14 protein-coding genes are annotated in these 17,555 nt (G+C 67.1%); 10 read left to right on the top strand and 4 right to left on the bottom strand.

The window, feature by feature from the left end:
- Positions 1-38 precede the first annotated feature (38 nt).
- Positions 39-1,283: a maltose ABC transporter substrate-binding protein gene (locus HGK58_RS11800; RefSeq protein ID WP_168627823.1), complete on the bottom strand. Its 1,245-nt coding sequence runs from the start codon at positions 1,281-1,283 to the stop codon at positions 39-41.
- A 225-nt stretch (positions 1,284-1,508) separates the two neighbouring features.
- On the opposite strand from HGK58_RS11800, the gene HGK58_RS11795 reads away from it, so the two are divergent.
- From HGK58_RS11795 to gatB, 5 genes are all read left to right on the top strand, one after another.
- A complete protein-coding gene (locus tag HGK58_RS11795) occupies positions 1,509-3,236 on the top strand; it encodes a glycoside hydrolase family 13 protein (RefSeq protein WP_168627822.1) in 1,728 nt (575 codons plus the stop codon).
- 298 nt (positions 3,237-3,534) lie between these two features.
- Complete coding sequence (locus HGK58_RS11790) at positions 3,535-4,848, top strand: alpha/beta hydrolase (protein ID WP_168627821.1); 1,314 nt, start codon at positions 3,535-3,537, stop codon at positions 4,846-4,848.
- 47 nt (positions 4,849-4,895) lie between these two features.
- Positions 4,896-5,195 carry an Asp-tRNA(Asn)/Glu-tRNA(Gln) amidotransferase subunit GatC gene (gatC, locus tag HGK58_RS11785; protein WP_168627820.1) on the top strand — a complete coding sequence of 100 codons (300 nt, stop codon included), beginning with the start codon at positions 4,896-4,898 and terminating at the stop codon, positions 5,193-5,195.
- A complete protein-coding gene (gatA, locus tag HGK58_RS11780; protein WP_168627819.1) occupies positions 5,192-6,715 on the top strand; it encodes an Asp-tRNA(Asn)/Glu-tRNA(Gln) amidotransferase subunit GatA in 1,524 nt (507 codons plus the stop codon). Before gatC ends, gatA begins: the two co-directional genes overlap by 4 nt.
- Positions 6,715-8,229, top strand: a complete 1,515-nt coding sequence (gene gatB, locus HGK58_RS11775) for an Asp-tRNA(Asn)/Glu-tRNA(Gln) amidotransferase subunit GatB (RefSeq protein ID WP_168627818.1) — start codon at positions 6,715-6,717, stop codon at positions 8,227-8,229. The genes gatA and gatB overlap by 1 nt, the downstream gene beginning before the upstream one ends.
- Positions 8,230-8,243: 14 nt before the next feature.
- Here gatB and HGK58_RS11770 read toward each other — a convergent pair whose 3' ends face one another.
- Positions 8,244-8,543 carry a hypothetical protein gene (locus HGK58_RS11770; protein WP_168627817.1) on the bottom strand — a complete coding sequence of 100 codons (300 nt, stop codon included), beginning with the start codon at positions 8,541-8,543 and terminating at the stop codon, positions 8,244-8,246.
- A gap of 89 nt (positions 8,544-8,632) precedes the next feature.
- Positions 8,633-10,090: an HNH endonuclease signature motif containing protein gene (locus tag HGK58_RS11765; RefSeq protein WP_168627816.1), complete on the bottom strand. Its 1,458-nt coding sequence runs from the start codon at positions 10,088-10,090 to the stop codon at positions 8,633-8,635.
- Between the two features lie 236 nt (positions 10,091-10,326).
- On the opposite strand from HGK58_RS11765, the gene HGK58_RS11760 reads away from it, so the two are divergent.
- A complete protein-coding gene (locus tag HGK58_RS11760; protein ID WP_168627815.1) occupies positions 10,327-10,932 on the top strand; it encodes a GDSL-type esterase/lipase family protein in 606 nt (201 codons plus the stop codon).
- Positions 10,933-10,936: 4 nt separating this feature from the next.
- On the opposite strand, the gene HGK58_RS11755 is transcribed toward HGK58_RS11760, so the two are convergent.
- On the bottom strand, positions 10,937-12,283 hold the full coding sequence (locus HGK58_RS11755; protein WP_168627814.1) for a M20/M25/M40 family metallo-hydrolase: 1,347 nt from the start codon (positions 12,281-12,283) through the stop codon (positions 10,937-10,939).
- A 178-nt stretch (positions 12,284-12,461) separates the two neighbouring features.
- Between HGK58_RS11755 and HGK58_RS11750 the strand changes: the two genes are divergently transcribed.
- The 4 genes from HGK58_RS11750 to HGK58_RS11735 all read left to right on the top strand — a co-directional run bounded on the left by HGK58_RS11750 (position 12,462) and on the right by HGK58_RS11735 (position 17,538).
- Complete coding sequence (locus HGK58_RS11750; RefSeq protein ID WP_168627813.1) at positions 12,462-12,797, top strand: DUF6804 family protein; 336 nt, start codon at positions 12,462-12,464, stop codon at positions 12,795-12,797.
- Between the two features lie 101 nt (positions 12,798-12,898).
- On the top strand, positions 12,899-14,422 hold the full coding sequence (locus HGK58_RS11745) for an FAD-dependent oxidoreductase (RefSeq protein ID WP_168627812.1): 1,524 nt from the start codon (positions 12,899-12,901) through the stop codon (positions 14,420-14,422).
- A gap of 40 nt (positions 14,423-14,462) precedes the next feature.
- On the top strand, positions 14,463-15,179 hold the full coding sequence (locus HGK58_RS11740) for a DUF4097 family beta strand repeat-containing protein (RefSeq protein WP_168627811.1): 717 nt from the start codon (positions 14,463-14,465) through the stop codon (positions 15,177-15,179).
- A gap of 223 nt (positions 15,180-15,402) precedes the next feature.
- Positions 15,403-17,538, top strand: coding sequence for a DEAD/DEAH box helicase (locus tag HGK58_RS11735; RefSeq protein ID WP_168627810.1), 2,136 nt, complete (start codon positions 15,403-15,405; stop codon positions 17,536-17,538).
- Positions 17,539-17,555 lie beyond the last annotated feature (17 nt).

Below are 17,555 nucleotides of genomic sequence, written 5' to 3'. Positions count from 1 at the left end.
TGGCCGGGCCCGTCGCGGACCCGGCCACTAATCGATTATCAGCCCTTGTCGATCTTGGACTGGATGCTCTGCACCATCGCTTGCCAGAGTGCGACGGGGTCGCCCTGGGCGTTGATGATCGCGGCCTCAGTGCTGCCCCAGTCGGACCAGACAACATCCATGGCAGGCACGTTCGGCATCGGGACGCCGGCTGCGCCGACCTCACCGAAAGCGGCGACATCCGGGTCGGACTTCGCGGCCTCAAACGCAGAGGTCAGCGCCGGAGCACGACCACCTACCTCGTAGAGGGCGGTCTGCACCGCTTCGGTGCCGATGTAGTTCACAAGGAACTCGTTGGCTGCGAGCGCATTCTCGCTCTTCGCGCTGACGAAGAAGCCCTGGACGCCCACGAACGGCGTTGCCGCATTGGGACCGGTGGTCGGGATCGGGTCGATCGCGTAGTTGATGCCGGCGTCGGCCGCAGCGGGGACATTCCACGGTCCGGTGAGGAAGTACGGCGACTTTCCTGCGTTGAACTCTTCCTTGGCAATGTCGCCGCTGATGTTCGTGTTCAGAATGCCGGCAGCGCCCCACTCAGCGAGCTTGGTGGCGAATGCCTCGCCACCCGCCCCACCGAGCGTGAGGTTGCTGGCGTCGTAGGTGCCATTGGCGTCGAGTCCGAACACCGGAGCGCCGAGCGACGCCTGCAGCGGGTACAGGTGGTACGGGTCGGATGCGTTCGGGTCGAGTCCGACGAGGAACGCGTACTCGGCCTTTCCATCCGCCTTGAGCTGGTTGCCGGTCGCGATCGCCTCATCGAAGGTGGCGGGCGCATCGGGTGCAAGGTCGACGTTGCGCAACAAGGCAATGTTCTCCACCGAGTAGGGGAGACCGTAGGTCGTGCCCTCGTAGCTCATGGCTTGAATCGCAACGTCCTGGAAGTCGCTTGCGGTGTCCCCGAGCTCGAGGGGAGCAACGACGCCGTTCTGGACGAGCTTGCCGAGCCAGTCGTGCGCGCCGACGATGATGTCGGGACCGCGGCCGGTGGGCACCTGGGTGATGAAGTCGTCGCGGACGTCACCGAAGTCCTTGGTGACGAGCTTGACCTCGATGTTCTTGTCCGCCTGGAACTGTTTGGCGACGTCCTTGAGGACACCGGCGCGGTCTGCATCGACCCACACGGTCAAAGTGCCGACGGGCCCCTCCGCGTCGGTTCCGGGGTTGCCGGAGCAGCCGGCCAGGACGAGCGCTGCGGCCGAGGCTGTCGCCGCAGCCGCAAGAATCCCTCGTGATTTCACCTTCATGGTGTTTCGCCTCTCTCAGTGCGCTTGGGAAGTCCGCAGTGGGAAAGAAGCCAGCGGCTCGCACTGGAGACCATCCTCCGCAGAAGCGCCTGCATATCCTGCAAGCGGTTCCACATATACCGTTTCGCGGGACGGTTTACAACTAGGCACCCCGTATTTGAACTGCATTCGTTATCCGGCGTCTCGTGCAAGCGCTTTCAGAAATCACTGACTACAGTGATCGGCATGCTCACAACCGAATGGTGGCGCAGCGCCGTCATCTATCAGGTCTACCCCCGCTCCTTCGCGGATGCCGACGGCGACGGGCTGGGCGACCTCGCCGGAATCACCCGAAGGCTCGATGCGCTCAGCGTTCTCGGCGTGGATGCGGTCTGGCTCTCGCCGTTCTACACGTCGCCGCAGAACGACGCCGGGTATGACGTTGCCGACTACTGCGACGTCGACCCGAGGTTCGGCACGCTCGCCGATTTCGACACCCTCATGGCGCGTGCGCACGAGCTCGGACTGAAGGTCATTGTCGACCTGGTGCCGAACCATTCTTCAGACCAGCACCGCTGGTTCCAGGCCGCGATTCGCGCGCCAGAGGGCAGTGAGGAACGCGCGCGCTACATCTTCCGCGACGGCAAGGGCCCGGGCGGCGACGAGGCGCCCAACAACTGGGAGTCGGTGTTCGGCGGGCCGGCCTGGTCGCGCATCACCGATGAGAACGGCAAGCCCGGCCAGTGGTACCTCCACCTGTTCGACTCGTCCCAGCCCGACCTCAACTGGGAGAACCCGTGGGTGCGTGAGCAGTTCAAGGACATCCTGCGTTTCTGGCTCGATCGCGGAGTCGACGGATTCCGTGTCGATGTCGCGCACGGCATGGTGAAGGCAGCCGGAATGCCGGACTACACTCCACCGGCCAACGCCGGGAGCATGGGCAGCTCGGCCGGGCTGGACGACGCGCTTGCATCCGGCGCGCTCGACGCATCCGGCATGAACGAGGCCGCCTCCGACCGACCGGAGCTTCCCACCCCGCCGTACTGGGCGCAGGACGGTGTGCACGAGATCAACCGCGAGTGGCGCGAAGTGCTCGACGAGTACGAGGGCGACCGAGTGCTCGTCGCCGAGGCGTGGGTCGACCCGCCGCGGAAGCTCGCGCAGTGGGTGCGACCCGATGAGATGCACCAGGCGTTCAACTTCGCCTACCTCGAGACGCCGTGGAACGCGGATGCCATCCGCCGCGTGGTCGACGCGTCGCTTGACGCGTTCTCAAGCGTCGGTGCGCCGAGCACCTGGGTGTTGTCGAACCACGACGTCATCCGCCACGCCACCCGCCTCGTACTGAACCCCGAACTCAACCCGCAGGGCGCCGGTATCGGCCCGAACTCGCCGGAGCATCCGGACCCCGAACTCGGGCTTAGGCGGGCCCGCGCGGCAAGTGCGCTGATGCTCGCGTTGCCGGGAAGCGCGTACGTCTACCAGGGCGAGGAGCTCGGCCTCCCTGAGGCCATCCATTTGCCGGACGAGTCGCGTCAAGATCCGACCTGGTTCCGCACCGACGGTGAGAAGTACGGGCGCGACGGATGCCGCGTGCCGATCCCCTGGGAGGCCGAGGCCCCGGCGTTCGGCTTCAACGACACCGGGCTCAGCTGGCTGCCCCAGCCGGAGATCTGGAGTCAGTTCGCGCGGGACAGCCAGGAGGGCGTTCCCGACTCGACGCTCGAGCTGTACAAGCGCTCGCTTGCGCTGCGCGCAGAGCACGACCTCGGCAACGGAGCGCTCGAGTGGCTCCAGGGCTACGGCTCCGAGACGATCGCGTTCCGGAACTCGGGGGTGACGGTGATCGCCAACACCGGAACTGAATCGGTACAGCTTCCCGCGGGAGACGGGCCGGGCACACGCATCGTGCTGCAATCAGCCGGTGTCGACGGCGGCACGCTGCCGCCTGACACCACCGTTTGGCTCGTCTGACCGGCACATTTTGCGATTGTCAGTCGACTGATTCGCCGCCACTGGAATGACTCGACTGGCCGCTCTGACCTAGGGAGGCGACCGGCTCCCACAACTCGGTTCCCGATTCATTCACCAAAACTTGTTAGTTTTACACAAGTTCTCCCCCTACTATGGGGGTTATCGAGTGGTTCGACGCTTGCCGCCACTCGAAACGCGTTTCGCTCAGGCGAACGATTGGATGGGGCCCGACTTGCTGTGGGAGCTGGCAATGCTCGCCACTACCGTTTCGCTTGGCGGAGTGGGCGAGTCAACAGCCATGCCGCAAATCAGCGTGGTCGTGTCGGCGGATGCCGTTGCTGGCGGTCCGGACACGCGAGCTCGTCAGGTGGATTTCGCGCCCGCCCCGCTCATCCCGGTTCCGTTCGCTGATAGTGCGCGCGAGAGCGCGGGCGCCGCGCCGACCGCGATGCTCGGCCGTCTGGCGGCCCTGCCGCGCGAACGCCTGGAGAGTTTCGTCGCCCAGAATCCGCAACTGGTCGCCGACCTGCTGCTGCGTCCGCCCACGGCACGCGACGTCTCGTCCTGGTGGGCGGGCCTTGACACGTCGGCGCGATTCGACCTGATGGCGGCGGCACCGCAGCTGGTCGGCAATCTGGACGGCATCGACCTGTCGGTCCGCGATATGGCCAATCGCCGGTTCCTCAGCCAGCAGATCGCCGCGCTCGAGGCGCAGCTCGACTCCGGGGTCGGCCGCGGCGTCGCAGTCGCGGTGGACGGCACGCTGCACATGCTGGAGGAGATCGCAAAGGCGCTGCGAACGGATGCCGGCGAGCCGCCCCGCACGCTCGTGACTCTGGACACCCAGTGGCCAGGCCGCGCGGCCATCGCGGTCGGGGACGTGACGACCGCCGACTACGTGAGCTTTTTGATCCCCGGCATGTTCTTCACCATCGATGGGCAGGTCGGCGACTGGGCCGACACAGCGACTGTGGTCTATGAGGAGCAGAACCGCTGGCTGGACCGGCTCGAGGGCAAGACGGACCAGGGCCGCAGCACCGTCGCGACTGTTGCGTGGATCGGCTATCAAACGCCGCACCTGCTCAACATCGGCTCCCTCAGCCTGGCCGAGGAGGGCGCGATCTTCCTCGCCAACGCACTCGAGGGGCTTCAGAGCATCCGCGAGGGCGACCAACCGCATGTGGCGGTGCTCGCGCACTCCTATGGCTCCACGGCGGCGATGATCGCGCTGCAGGACAGCGGCTTCCAGGTGGATGCGCTCGCCATGGTCGGTTCGCCCGGCAGTGCCGCGCAGTCCGCCGCCGACCTCGCGGTTCGCGGCGGCAAGATCTTCGTCGGTGAAGCATCCGGCGACCCGGTCGTGAACACGGCGTTCTATGGCAGTGACCCTGGCGCCCCGGGCTACGGCGCCAAGTCGATGAGCGTCGCAGGGGGCGTCGATGCCATCACCCGGGCGATGCTGACCGGCTCGCACGGGCACAACGAGTACTTCACGCCCGGCAGTGAGTCGGTGCGCAATCTCGCGCTCATCGGCATCGATCGTGCTGACCTCGTCTCGGTCGGCGGCGATCCGGGGGAGAAGGCAGGCAAGCTGCTCCTCGCGAGCCGCTGACCTGACCCGGTCCTTCGCGTCGTGTGCCACGCGAATAGAATCGTGTGGTGTCTGAAATCACTACCGAGCAGGTGGCGCACCTCGCGAACCTGGCTCGGATCGCCCTCACCACTGAAGAGATCGAGAAGCTGACAGGCGAACTCGGCGTCATCATCGACTCGATCGCGACCGTTTCGGAGGTGGCAACGCCCGATGTGCCGGCGACGTCGCATCCGATCCCGATGTCGAATGTCTTCCGGGAGGATGTCGTCGGCGCGACGCTCACCACCGAGCAGGCGATCGCGGGCGCGCCGGAGCACGACGGCAGCCGGTTCCGGGTTTCGGCGATCCTGGGGGAGGAACAGTGAGCGCGGGCGACGTTATTCGGCTCAGCGCCGCCCAGCTGGCGGAGAAGCTGACCGCGGGCGAACTCAGCTCGGTCGAGGCGACCCAGGCGTACCTCGACCGCATCGAGGCGGTCGAGCCTCGCGTGAACTCCTACCTGCACATCTCCAAGGACGCGCTCGACACCGCGGCGAAGGTCGACAGCGACCGCGCCGCGGGCGAGAAGCTCGGTCCGCTCGCGGGAGTGCCGATCGCCATCAAGGACGTGCTGTGCACGCAGGACATGCCGACGACCGCCGGCTCTCGCATCCTTGAGGGCTGGGTGCCACCGTACGACGCAACCGTCGTTGCACGGCTCCGCCGGGCGCGTCTGGTGCCGCTCGGCAAGACCAACATGGACGAGTTCGCCATGGGCTCCTCCACCGAGCACTCGGCCTACGGGCCGACTCGCAACCCGTGGGATCTCGACCGGATCCCCGGTGGTTCGGGCGGTGGCTCGGCCGCGGCGATCGCAGCCTTCCAGGCGCCGCTCGCACTCGGCAGCGACACCGGTGGCTCCATCCGTCAGCCCGGTGCTGTCACCGGCACGGTCGGCATGAAGCCCACCTACGGCGGTGTCTCGCGCTACGGGGCGATCGCGCTTGCCTCGTCGCTGGACCAGGTCGGCCCGGTCACGCGCACGGTGCTCGATGCCGCGCTGCTGCACGACGTCATCGGCGGACACGATCCTCGCGACTCGACATCGATCCCGGATGCCTGGCCGTCGTTCGCCGACGCAGCTCGTCGCGGCGCGGCATCCGGTTCGCTTGACGGTGTTCGTGTCGGTGTCGTGAAGGAACTCGGTGGCGACGGCTTCCAGCAGGGCGTCAGTGAGCGGTTCGCTCAGGCGCTCGAGGTGATGGAGAAGGCCGGCGCGCAGATCGTCGAGGTCTCCGCCCCGCACTTCACCTACGCGATCGCCGCCTACTACCTGATCCTGCCGGCGGAGGCATCGAGCAACCTCGCGAAGTTCGACAGCGTTCGGTTCGGCATGCGGGTCACCCCGCCCGGTGGTGGCACCGTCGAGGACGTCATGGCAGCAACCCGCGAACTCGGCTTCGGCCCGGAGGTCAAGCGCCGCGTGATCCTTGGCACCTACGCGCTGAGCGCCGGATACTACGACGCCTACTACGGCAGCGCGCAGAAGGTGCGCACGCTCATCCAGCGCGACTTCGCCTCGGCGTTCGAGCAGGCCGACGTGCTGGTGTCGCCCGCGGCGCCGACGACAGCGTTCAAGCTGGGGGAGAAGCTCGAGGATCCGCTCGCGATGTACCTGAACGACGTGACGACGATCCCCGCCAACCTCGCCGGCGTTCCCGGGATGAGCATCCCGATGGGGCTCGCCCCGGAGGACGGCCTGCCGACCGGCCTTCAGCTGATGGCGCCCGCGCGTGCGGATGCCCGCCTCTACGAGGTGGGTGCGACGGTCGAGGCGTTGCTTGAGCAGTCGTGGGGACACAGCATCCTCAGCAAAGTGCCCGCGCTCGTCGGAGGAGACAATTGATGGCCAAGCCAGAGCTTATGGACTTCGACAAGGCGATCGAGCTGTTCGAGCCGGTTCTCGGCTTCGAGGTGCACGTGGAGCTGTCGACCAAGACGAAGATGTTCTCCGATGCGCCGAACCCGGCGAACGATGATGGTCACGGTGCGGAGCCGAACACCCTCATCACGCCGGTGGACCTCGGCTTGCCGGGATCACTGCCGGTCGTGAACGGGCAGGCGGTCCGGTACTCGATCAGCCTCGGCCTGGCTCTCGGGTGCTCGATTGCGCCGTCGAGTCGGTTCGCGCGGAAGAACTACTTCTACCCCGACCTGGCGAAGAACTACCAGATCAGCCAGTACGACGAGCCGATCGCGTTCGAGGGTTCGGTCGAGGTGGAGCTCGAGGATGGTCGCCTGGTGCAGGTGCCGATCGAGCGTGCGCACATGGAGGAGGATGCCGGCAAGCTCACGCACGTCGGCGGCGCGACCGGTCGCATCCAGGGTGCTGAGTACTCGCTGGTCGACTACAACCGTGCCGGTGTGCCGCTGGTTGAGATCGTGACCAAGCCGATCTTCGGGGCCGAGGCGGATGCGCCGCAGCTCGCGAAGGCGTACGTCTCAACGATCCGGGACATCGTGCGCGCACTGGGCATCTCGGATGCCCGGATGGAGCGCGGAAACCTGCGGTGCGATGCGAACGTGTCCCTGCGGCCGCGGGGGCAGGAGAAGCTCGGTACTCGCACCGAGACCAAGAATGTCAACTCGCTTCGCAGCGTCGAGCGTGCGGTGCGGTACGAGATCCAGCGGCAGGCGGCGATCCTGGCTGCGGGCGGGACGATCATCCAGGAGACGAGGCACTGGCACGAGGACACCGGCCGGACCTCGCCGGGCCGGCCGAAGAGTGACGCGGATGACTACCGCTACTTCCCGGAGCCGGACCTGCTTCCTGTGGAGCCGTCCCTCGACCTGATCGAGGAGCTGCGCGCTGCGCTGCCGGAGTCGCCGGCGCTCATGCGTCGCCGGCTCAAGACGGACTGGGGCTTCAGCGATGTGGACTTCCAGGCGATCGTGAATGCCGGCCTGCTGGTTGAGGTCAGCGAGACGGTGGCGGCGGGGGCTGCTCCGCAGGCCGCACGCAAGTGGTGGATGGGTGAGTTGAGCCGTACCGCCAACGAGCGTGGAGTGGATGCGTCGACGTTGGCGACCCCGCAGCAGGTTGCGGAGTTGGTTGCCCTGGTTGATGCGGGCACGCTCACCGACCGGCTGGCTCGTCAGGTGCTGGAGGGCGTGATCGCCGGTGAGGGTTCGCCGGAGGAGATCGTCGAGGCGCGTGGCTTGGCTGTGGTGTCCGACGATGGTGCGCTGATTGCGGCGATCGATGAGGCACTAGCGGCTCAGCCGGATGTGCTGGCGAAGATTCGCGACGGCAAGGTTCAAGCTGCCGGTGCGGTCATCGGCGCGGTGATGAAGGCGATGCGGGGCAGTGCGGATGCTGCTCGAGTTCGCGAACTGATTCTGGAGCGTGCGCAGCAGTAGTCGGTTCGCGCCGCTCACTCGCGGTGAACGACTCCGTTGGAATCTACGGTGATCACCATGGTGCTCTTCTTGCGGTTGAGCACCTTGTAGATGACCACGATGAGCCAGAGGCCGAAGGTGATGATCGTGAGGACGATGTTCCAGAACCAGCCGATGCGCTTGTTCTTGGAGAGGATGGCTTGTCCGTTCGCGACGTGTTCGACTCGCCAGCCCTCTCGGGAGTAGCGCGCTAGCTCGGAATTCAGTACCGCGCTCCGCTTGCTCTTGCCGAAGGCTCCAGTGGTGGTTCGCTCGTCTAGTAGCTCGTCAGTCATGCGTGTCAGCATGCGGCGCTCACCTTGGGTTTGCCTCCGACTTTCCGTCATAGGACCCCGTTGCTGGGCAGAGTTCTCCCCGCGGTGCCTCAGGTGGCCCGATGTCGCTCGGCGGTTCGGAGGGCGTCGTTGAGTGCCGGTGATTTGGATGGCATCGGCCTGGGTGTCTGGGTGGGGTCGATGTCGCGGGGTGGGATGAGCCAGAACCGGGCTAGCGGGTCGTGGTCGCGGGTTTCGATCTCCCAGCCCTCGTCGTGCAGCAGCAGGTGGTGGTGGCAGAGGAGGATGCCGTTGTCGATGTCGGTTGTTCCGCCGTCGCGTTCCCACCAGCGGATGTGGTGGGCTTCGGTCCACTCGGGGGGTCGGTCGCAGTCGGGCCAGGCGCAGCCGCCGTCGCGGGCGGCCAGCAGCCGGCGTTGGGCCCGGTTGAAGAAGCGCTGTTCCCGGCCGAGGTTGACGGGGAGGGGGCGGTCGTCGAAGACGATCAGCTCGATGCCGTTCAGGCAGGCGTTGCGCTCCACGGTGGTGATCGACACCGGGTAGTCCTGGCCCTCGATCCAGCCCCGACCGGTCCGGTCGGTCAGGTCTGTGGCGGCCACCAGCACCCTGACCGCGGGCCGGTTCACGCCGACCACACCCTGCGGGTCGGTGTCGAGGGCCAGTTGGATCAGCTCCAGCATGCCGTCCGAGGCCAGCTGCTCGGTGGTGCGGGTGTCGGCCAGGATCTGCTCCGCCCGGGCCTGCTCCGGACCGGTGGTGAAGCGGGGTCCGCCCCGGCGTGGTGAGGTGAGCTTGTCGTAGACGTCATCGATCAGGGCGGCGCCCTCGGGGTCGAGGTCCCAGGTGTACCGGGTCATCCCGTCGTCCCGCTTCCACCTGCGGAAGGAGCGCAAGGCACGGCGCTGCCGCTCCCGCTCCACGATCCCGGCGGCGTCCAGGTCGTCCCGGGCGGTCCGGGCGATGCGCAGCAGCTGCTCGGCATCGGTGCCAGCCGCGTGCTCCACCAGCCGGGTCGCGGCGGCGGTCAGGTCGTCAGTCGTGACACCGCGTCCGGGTCTGCCCAGCCCGGTGCGGATCGCCTCGGCACCGGCCACCGAGACGGTGCCGGCCGCGACGGCTTTGCCGACCGGGGTCAGCCACGGCTCGGTCATCATGCTGGCGAGCCCTGCCGGGTCGTCGATGCCGGCGGTCTCGGCGTTCTGCAGCAGGTCGGCGTCATTCATCATGGTGCCGACCCGCACCAGCGTGGTCGCCTCCCGCGCCGTCGAGCCGGTCACCCCACGGATCAGCGCCTCCGGGGTGCGGAACCCCTCCTTCCGCGCCAACCCACCGAACCCCGCCTCCACCGATGAGCGGCGCACCACCTCACCGGCCAGCACCGAGGCGCAAGCATCAAGACTGCGCTTGGCCTCCGCCAACGACGCCTGCGCCGCCAGTAGCTGCTTGTCACCCAGCGCCCGGGCACCCGGCGCGTCGGCGCCGATCCGGGCGGCAGCAGTAAGCAGGACCTCGAGCGAGGTGCTGAACGTAGCTGCGGAAGATCTCATGCATCAATTGTCCCAGCCTCGAACACAGCTACCCAAGCATATTTGAGAATCTGTTAGAAACTACTTTCCGGGCCACCTGTGAAGGAGCAGAGCGGCCGGCGAGCTCGTTTATGGCCCCGCGGCGCACACGAAGCAGCCAAGCATTGCCCAGCCGCCCACCAGCCCACCCGACGCCAACCTCCGGCACTTTCTCAGGCCTCACCGACACAATTTTCTGCAGAGGCGGAAGGATTTTCATGAGCAACTCCCACAGCAGCGTCGGCGCGGGCGATGATGCTCGGCCGCTCATCGCCTTCCTTGGTGACAGTCTGACCGCCGGTTTCGATTGGGGCGCGTGGTTGCCCGATGCCCGCGTGGTGAATTTCGCAGTCAACGGCGCGACCACAGATGACGTCCTGCAGCGCTTCGGAGATGTCGTTGACACGCATCCGGATGAGATCGTCCTTATGGCGGGCACTAATGATCTCGGCCAGCGGTCGAGCGTCGAACACGTGGTCCGCAACATTCAGCTGATGATGGTCGAGTTGCGCCGCGAACTCCCGGGTGTCCGGATGCTCGTGCAGTCCATCCCGCCGCGCCAGCAGGAGTTCGCGGCTCGCATTCGCGAGGCGAACATCCACCTGCGGCAGTTCTGCGCCACTGTGAAGGCGCAATACCTCGACCTGTGGCCTGCTCTCGCTGCCGGCGGCACCGAGCTGAACCCGGACTTCAGCACCGATGGCCTGCACCTGAACGACGCCGGCTATCAGGCGTGGCTTGCGGAGTTGCACCCGGCGCTCGAACGACTCTTCGAGGCGCCGCCGATGACGCGCCCGCTGCAGGTCATCCGGCAGTCCGGCTAGCCCGTCACAGTCCGGCAACCAGCTGCCGGTAGAACAGCACTCCGCTCAGGTAGGTGCTCACGCGTATCCGCTCGTTCATCGCGTGCAACGTGCCCCGCTCCGCTTTCGACATCTGGAACGGGCTGAACCGGTACACGTTCGCGCTGATACGCGTGAAGTGCCGACCGTCGCTGGCGCCGAGCATGACGTACGGCGTGACGATCGTGCCCGGGTAGGTGTGCTCGATCGTCTCCTTGATGAGCGTCCACGCCGGCCCGTGCGTTGGGGACACCGGGCTCGGCTCGTTCGGGTACTGGGCGTCGAGCCGCACTTTCGGATCCCGGATGGCGCGCCGCACGTGCGCCACGGCTTCCGCGACGCTCGAGCCGACCGCGACCCGCACGTTCACGACCGCGACGGCGCGCTCCGCCAGCGCATTCGCGGCATCCGCACCCTGCAATTGCGTCACCGCACCGGTGGTGCGCACGATCGCGTTGGTCTCGTCGCCGAGCTTGGTGAACAACCCGAGCAGCAGCGGCCGGGTCAGCCACAGGTTGGTGAACACCCATTTGAACGGCTGCCGCGCTCGCGCTCCGAGCGTGCGGATCATCTCTAGGTTCGGCGCCGTGAACGCCTTCGGGAACGGTTTCGAGTTCAGCCGCACGATCGCGCGCGCAAGCCGAGCCGTCGCAGTCATCCGCGGGGGAGTGGAGGCATGACCGCCCTCCTGCTCCACGGTCATCGTGAGGCCGAGGATGCCCTTCTCGCTCACCCCGACCACCGCGATCGGGTCACCGACTCCGGGGAAGATCCCCTCAACGACCGCTCCGCCCTCGTCGAGCACCAGTCGCGGCCGGACGCCGCGCTCCTCGAACAGGTCGACGATCGCGCTTGCTCCGCCGCCGGTGGTCTCCTCGTTGTGCCCGAAATTCAGGTACAGGTCGTGCTTGGGCTGGAATCCGGATGCCGCCAGGGCCTCGACCGCCTCCAGGATGGTCGCGAGCGACCCCTTGTCGTCGAGCGTTCCGCGTCCCCAGACCACGTCGCCGTGCTCGGTGGGGACGATCTCCGCGGCGAACGGCGGATGCTCCCATCCGTCCACGTCGGCAGGGACGACGTCGTAGTGCGCCATCAGCACAGCGGGATCGCCCGGCTCCCGTCCCGCCCAGCGGTAGAGGAGGGAGTGACCAGCTACCACCTCACGCGTGAGCGCCGAGTGCGTCTCCGGGTACAGGTCAGGCAGCAGCTCGATGAACTCGTCGAAACGGGCCCACTCGGTCTGGGACTCGTCGAGCCTCGACACCGTCGGAACGCGCACGAGCGCCTGCAGCCGTTCCACCGCGCGAACCTCGTCGAACCCGACACTCTCCACCCTCCAGACCCTAGCGGCACGTGGTCACGGCAGGCTCGATCCGCCAATACAGCGAGCGAAGCGGGGACGGAACGTGAGGCCGCGGGTGTGGTGGGCGTCTACGGGCGGCGGTCTCACGTTCCGTCCTCGCGAAGCGGCCGGAGCGTCCCGGCCACGACCACCAGTACCCTTGACCACGATGACCTCCTACCCCTCACCACCGCCCTACACCCGCCCAGCCCTCGCCCCCGGCATCCTCGGGGCCGTCGTCCTTGTGGCCGGCCTGCTGCTGATCGAGGACCCGGGTGGGTTCCTCTGGATCCGCTTCGCGGTCGCGATCCTCGCGGCCATCGTCGGTGTGTTCGCGGTGCAAGCGCGGCACTGGTGGTGGCTGCCGCCGCTGGCAGCGATCGTCGTGGTGTGGAACCCGGTCTGGCCTTTCGAGCTGAGTGGTCAGTTCTGGGTGGCCGGGCAGTACGCGGCGGCTCTCGCGCTGATCCTCGCTGGTGTGCTCGTCAAGGTCCCGAATCCGTAAAGCTCGTACCCGACGCTGACTCTGCAAGTCGGCAGGGAACCGGCTGAATCCTCTGGTCGGGCATCCGGATGCCGCCTACCGTGAGTCCCACGGAGGTGCCCATGCTGACGAGACTTGAGACCTCTCTCTGGCGGGCTCAGTCACCCGGGATCGAGACGGATCCTCCACCGATCGACTTCGCGCGCCGCCGCTTCGACATCGTTGTCGCAGGCGCCGGCATCACCGGTCTCACCACGGCGCTCCTGTTCGCCCGGGCGGGCCTCAGCGTTGCGGTGCTCGAGGCGCGCTCGGTCGGTGCGGTGACAACGGGCAACTCGACCGCGAAACTGTCGGTGCTGCAGGGCACGCGCCTCAGCGACATCCTCGCCCACACGACGCTGCGCACCGCCAGGGCGTATGTCGAGGCGAACCGGGAGGGCCGCGACTGGCTCATCCGCTATTGCGAAGAGCATGGCGTTCCCGTCCAGCGCCGCGACGCGTTCACGTATGCTGCGACCCCGGATGCCGCGGATGCGGTGCGGCGCGAATACGAGGCCACCCGGCGGCTCGACCTTCCAACCGACCTCGTCGAGCCGACCGAGCTGCCCTTCGAGACTCACGGCGCTGTGCGCCTCGCCGACCAGGCGCAGGTCGACCCGATGCTCGTGCTCGCGGCGCTCGCCGCGGATGTCCGCGACCATGGCGGCGTCATCTACGAGAAGTCGAACGTCAGGAGGGTGCGGGCATCGAAGCCGGTCGACGTAGAGACCAACCGCGGTGTGGTGCTCGCAGGCAAGCTCATCCTGGCCACCGGGATGCCGATCCTGGACCGCGGTTTGTACTGGGCGAAGGTTGTCCCGCAGCGGTCCTATGCCATGGCGTTCCGGGTCCCCGGCGAGTTCCCCAAGGGCATGTACATCTCGGCGGACACGCCGACGCGCTCACTGCGAACCGCCGCCGACCGGATGCTGCCAGAGGGGAACACCGGCGACGAACTGCTCATCGTCGGTGGCAACGGTCATGTGACCGGTCGGGAACCATCACCGCAGGCCCAGTTCGATGACCTCGAGCGCTGGACCGGCGAACACTTTCCGGGGGCCGTGCCCACCCACCGTTGGTCGGCGCAGGACTATGAACCCGCTGGGCGTGTTCCCTACGTCGGCTGGCTCCCGCGCGGTCGCGGCCGTGTCTTCCTGGCGACGGGCTACAACAAGTGGGGCATGGCCAACTCGGTTGCCGCGAGCCTGACCCTGGCGTCCGACATTCTCGGCGGCAGCATCCCGTGGGCACGCACGCTGCACAATCGCATCACGAGCCCGCAGGATGTCGCGGCGGGCATCGGTGCGAACGCGGCGGTCGCGGTGCACCTGGTGCGCGGGTATCTGAGCGCGTGGCAAACGGCCGAACCCGAGACGCCGCCCGCCGAGGGCGAAGCCATCGTCACCCACAACGGGCTGAGACCTGTCGGCGTGTGCACCGTCGCCGGCGAGACCTCCCGGGTCTCAGCCCGCTGCCCGCACCTCGGCGGCGTCGTCACCTGGAACGACGCGGAGTTGAGCTGGGACTGCCCGCTGCACGGTTCACGTTTCGCGGCGGATGGTGCACGTCTCGAGGGACCCGCGCGGTGGGATCTGCCCCGCCGCTGATTTCGGAGATCTGGTGAGCAACATGCGCAACTTGGCGAGAGTGACATCAGCAGGAATCCTGGCGAGCGCAGCGGCGGTCGGGCTCGCTGGATGCTTCATCCTTCCGCAGTCGACCATGTCAGACGACACGGTCATCACGGACCGGGTCAACTCGGTACGCCTCGCGATCGATAACGATTCCGGGAGCGTCGTCATCACTGGCACCGAAGGGGCGTCCGAGGTGACGATGAAGCGCACCTTCAGCTACCGCGGCAACGAGCCGGATGAGGACACCTACAGCGTCGACAGCGGGGAACTGGTGCTCGAGGGGTGCGGCCGGAATTGCTCCGTGGAGTACGTGATCGAACTGGCAGAGGACGTGTCGGTCGAGGGTGAGACGAGCAACGGGCGGATCGAACTCAGCCACGTCGCTGATGTGGACGTGCGTACGTCGAACGGTCGAGTCGAGCTGAACGACGTCACGGGCACAGTCTCGGCGCGTACCAGCAACGGCAGGATCAGCGGCGAGGGGCTCCAGGGCGACACGAGCGTGGAAACCTCCAACGGCGCGATCGAGCTCGAGTTGGAGACCGCCCAGAACGTCTCGGCGACGACATCGAACGGGTCGATCAGCCTGACCGTGCCGGAGGACTCGTACGACGTAACAGCGGAAACCAGCAACGGCAGCGCCAACATCGGTGTGCCGGATGAGGACGGCGGCCAGTTCCAGCTCGAGCTGCGGACGAGCAACGGCAGCATCGACGTGAGACAGCGCTGAGGCCAACAGAATCCGCCGCGTGCGCCGGATTTGCCGCGCGCACTGGGCGGATTGCCCTTTTATGGCGTAAACTCGACTCGAACGTGACACCAATCGCGATTCGACCTTGCTTCACGGTGGGTTGCTCGAATCGGGTGTCGGATAGCCGCCGAATACGCGGAGTTGACCCGTGACCGCTTCGGTCACGCACAGTGGCGGAGGGGTATCCCTCCCGAGGAGGAGCATGGCTCGATCGGGCCAGAAGACGTCGGCACGATCCGGCGGAGCGCAGAGGCGCTCATCACAGCGGCGGTCCCGCCCGGGGGACGATGTCGGCATCATCCCGGTGCTCGCTCGCGCGGTGCGCGAAGTGGAGAGCTCGGTGGAGCGCGGCAAGGCCAGCCCGGCCAACCGCACCAAGTTCCAGGTGATCGCGCTGCTCATGCGCGAGGAGCGCAAGCACGCCAAGGCCGACCCCGAACTCACCGACGCGGAGCGTGCCGAGACGCTCAAGCGGCTCGATGGCGTGGCGACCATCCTGGCGAAGACGGCGGCGCGCGACACGTCGCTGATCCAGTTGCTCGCGGAGGACGCGAAGGTATCGGATGCCGCACACAAGCTCCGCCGGGACATGCTGATCGCATCCGGCACCGAGCTGTCCCCGGACGACCTCATCATCGTGAAGGAGCCGGAGGCACCCAACCCGCTCGTCGAGAAGCAGGTCGTTCCGCTGTCGGTGCGGCAGGCTCAGCTCGCGAATCCGTTCCTTGCCCCCGACCTCACCGCCATCCAGTCGCAGCCGAAGCCGCAGGCCAGCCGGCTCGCGAACTGGGAGCTGCTCGACCCGCTGTTCAAGTCGTTCGAGTACGGCGCCGGCGGGGGAGCCGCCACCATGGACCTCCCCGAAGACGGCCCGCACGCGACGCCCGGCGGCATGGAACTGATGCGGCACCAGGCCAGGCTGATGGCCAAGGTCAAGGAGGGGCACCGCACCTTCCTGCTCGCCGACGAGCCCGGCCTCGGCAAGACCGCCCAGGCCCTGCTAGCTGCTGCAGCGAGCAAGGCCTACCCGCTGCTGGTGGTCGTGCCCAACGTCGTCAAGACGAACTGGGCACGCGAGGTCGAACTGTGGACGCCGAAGCGCACCGCGACGGTCGTGCACGGCGACGGTGACGACGTCGACGCATTCAGCGATGTCGTGATCGTCAACTACGAGGTGCTCGACCGCCACGTCGGCTGGCTCAGCCGGTTCGGTTTCAAGGGCATGGTCGTCGACGAGGCGCACTTCATCAAGAACATGCAGTCGCAGCGCTCCAAGCATGTGCTCGCACTGTCGAAGAGCATTCGCACACTGAAACCGGACGCGCTCATGATGGCGCTGACCGGTACCCCGCTGATCAACGACATCGAGGACTTCCGCGCCATCTGGCAGTTCCTCGGCTGGATCGACGACAAGAAGCCGCAGCCGTTGCTGATGGACAAGCTTGAGGAGACCGGGCTGACACCGGCCGACTTCGGCTTCTTCGCCGAGGCCCGCAAGGCCGTCGTCGAGATGGGCATCGTGCGGCGCAAGAAGGTGGATGTCGCGGCCGACATCCCTGCACGCCGGATCGCCGACCTGCCGGTCGAGCTTGACGGTGAGGCCGGGCGCAGCATCCGGGCGGCTGAGGACGCCCTCGTCGCTCGTCTGCTCGACAAGTACCGCCGCGTGCTCGCCGCCAAGCCGGATGGTGCGCGCGAGGACCTGATCCGCGCGGTCGCGCACGCAGAACTTGAGGAGTCGAAGGGCACCAAGTCGGGCGAGAACGTCTTCACCATGGTGCGCAAGATCGGGCAGGCCAAGGCCGTGCTGGCCGCCGACTACACGGCTCAGCTCGCCCGGTCGGTCGGCAAGGTGGTCTTCTTCGCCAAGCACATCGACGTGATGGATGCCGCGGAGGAGCACTTCGCACGCACCGGGCTCAAGTCGATCTCGATTCGCGGTGACCAGACGAGCGCCCAGCGCCAGCGCGAGATCGACGCGTTCACCAATGACCCAGAGGTGCACGTCGCGGTCGCGTCACTCACCGCGGCCGGGGTCGGCTTGAACCTGCAGGCGGCGTCCAACGTCGTGCTCGCTGAATTGTCCTGGACGAGCGCCGAGCAGACGCAGGCGATCGACCGTGTGCACCGCATCGGTCAGTCGGAGCCGGTGACCGCCTGGCGCATCATCGCTGCCCACACGATCGATGCGAAGATCGCCGAGCTCATCGACTCGAAGGCCGGGCTCGCCGCCCGGGCGCTCGATGGGTCCGATGAGGAAGTGGTCGCCGAGTCGAACGTCCAGTTGGAGGCTCTGTCGGCGCTGCTGCGCGACGCGCTCGACGCGTCCGCTGGTTGACGGATCGCACGGCTCGC

This window comes from Cryobacterium sp. BB307 (assembly GCF_012274275.1).
Lineage (GTDB): Bacteria > Actinomycetota > Actinomycetes > Actinomycetales > Microbacteriaceae > Terrimesophilobacter.
This window is presented reverse-complemented; position numbering and strand designations above follow the sequence as displayed.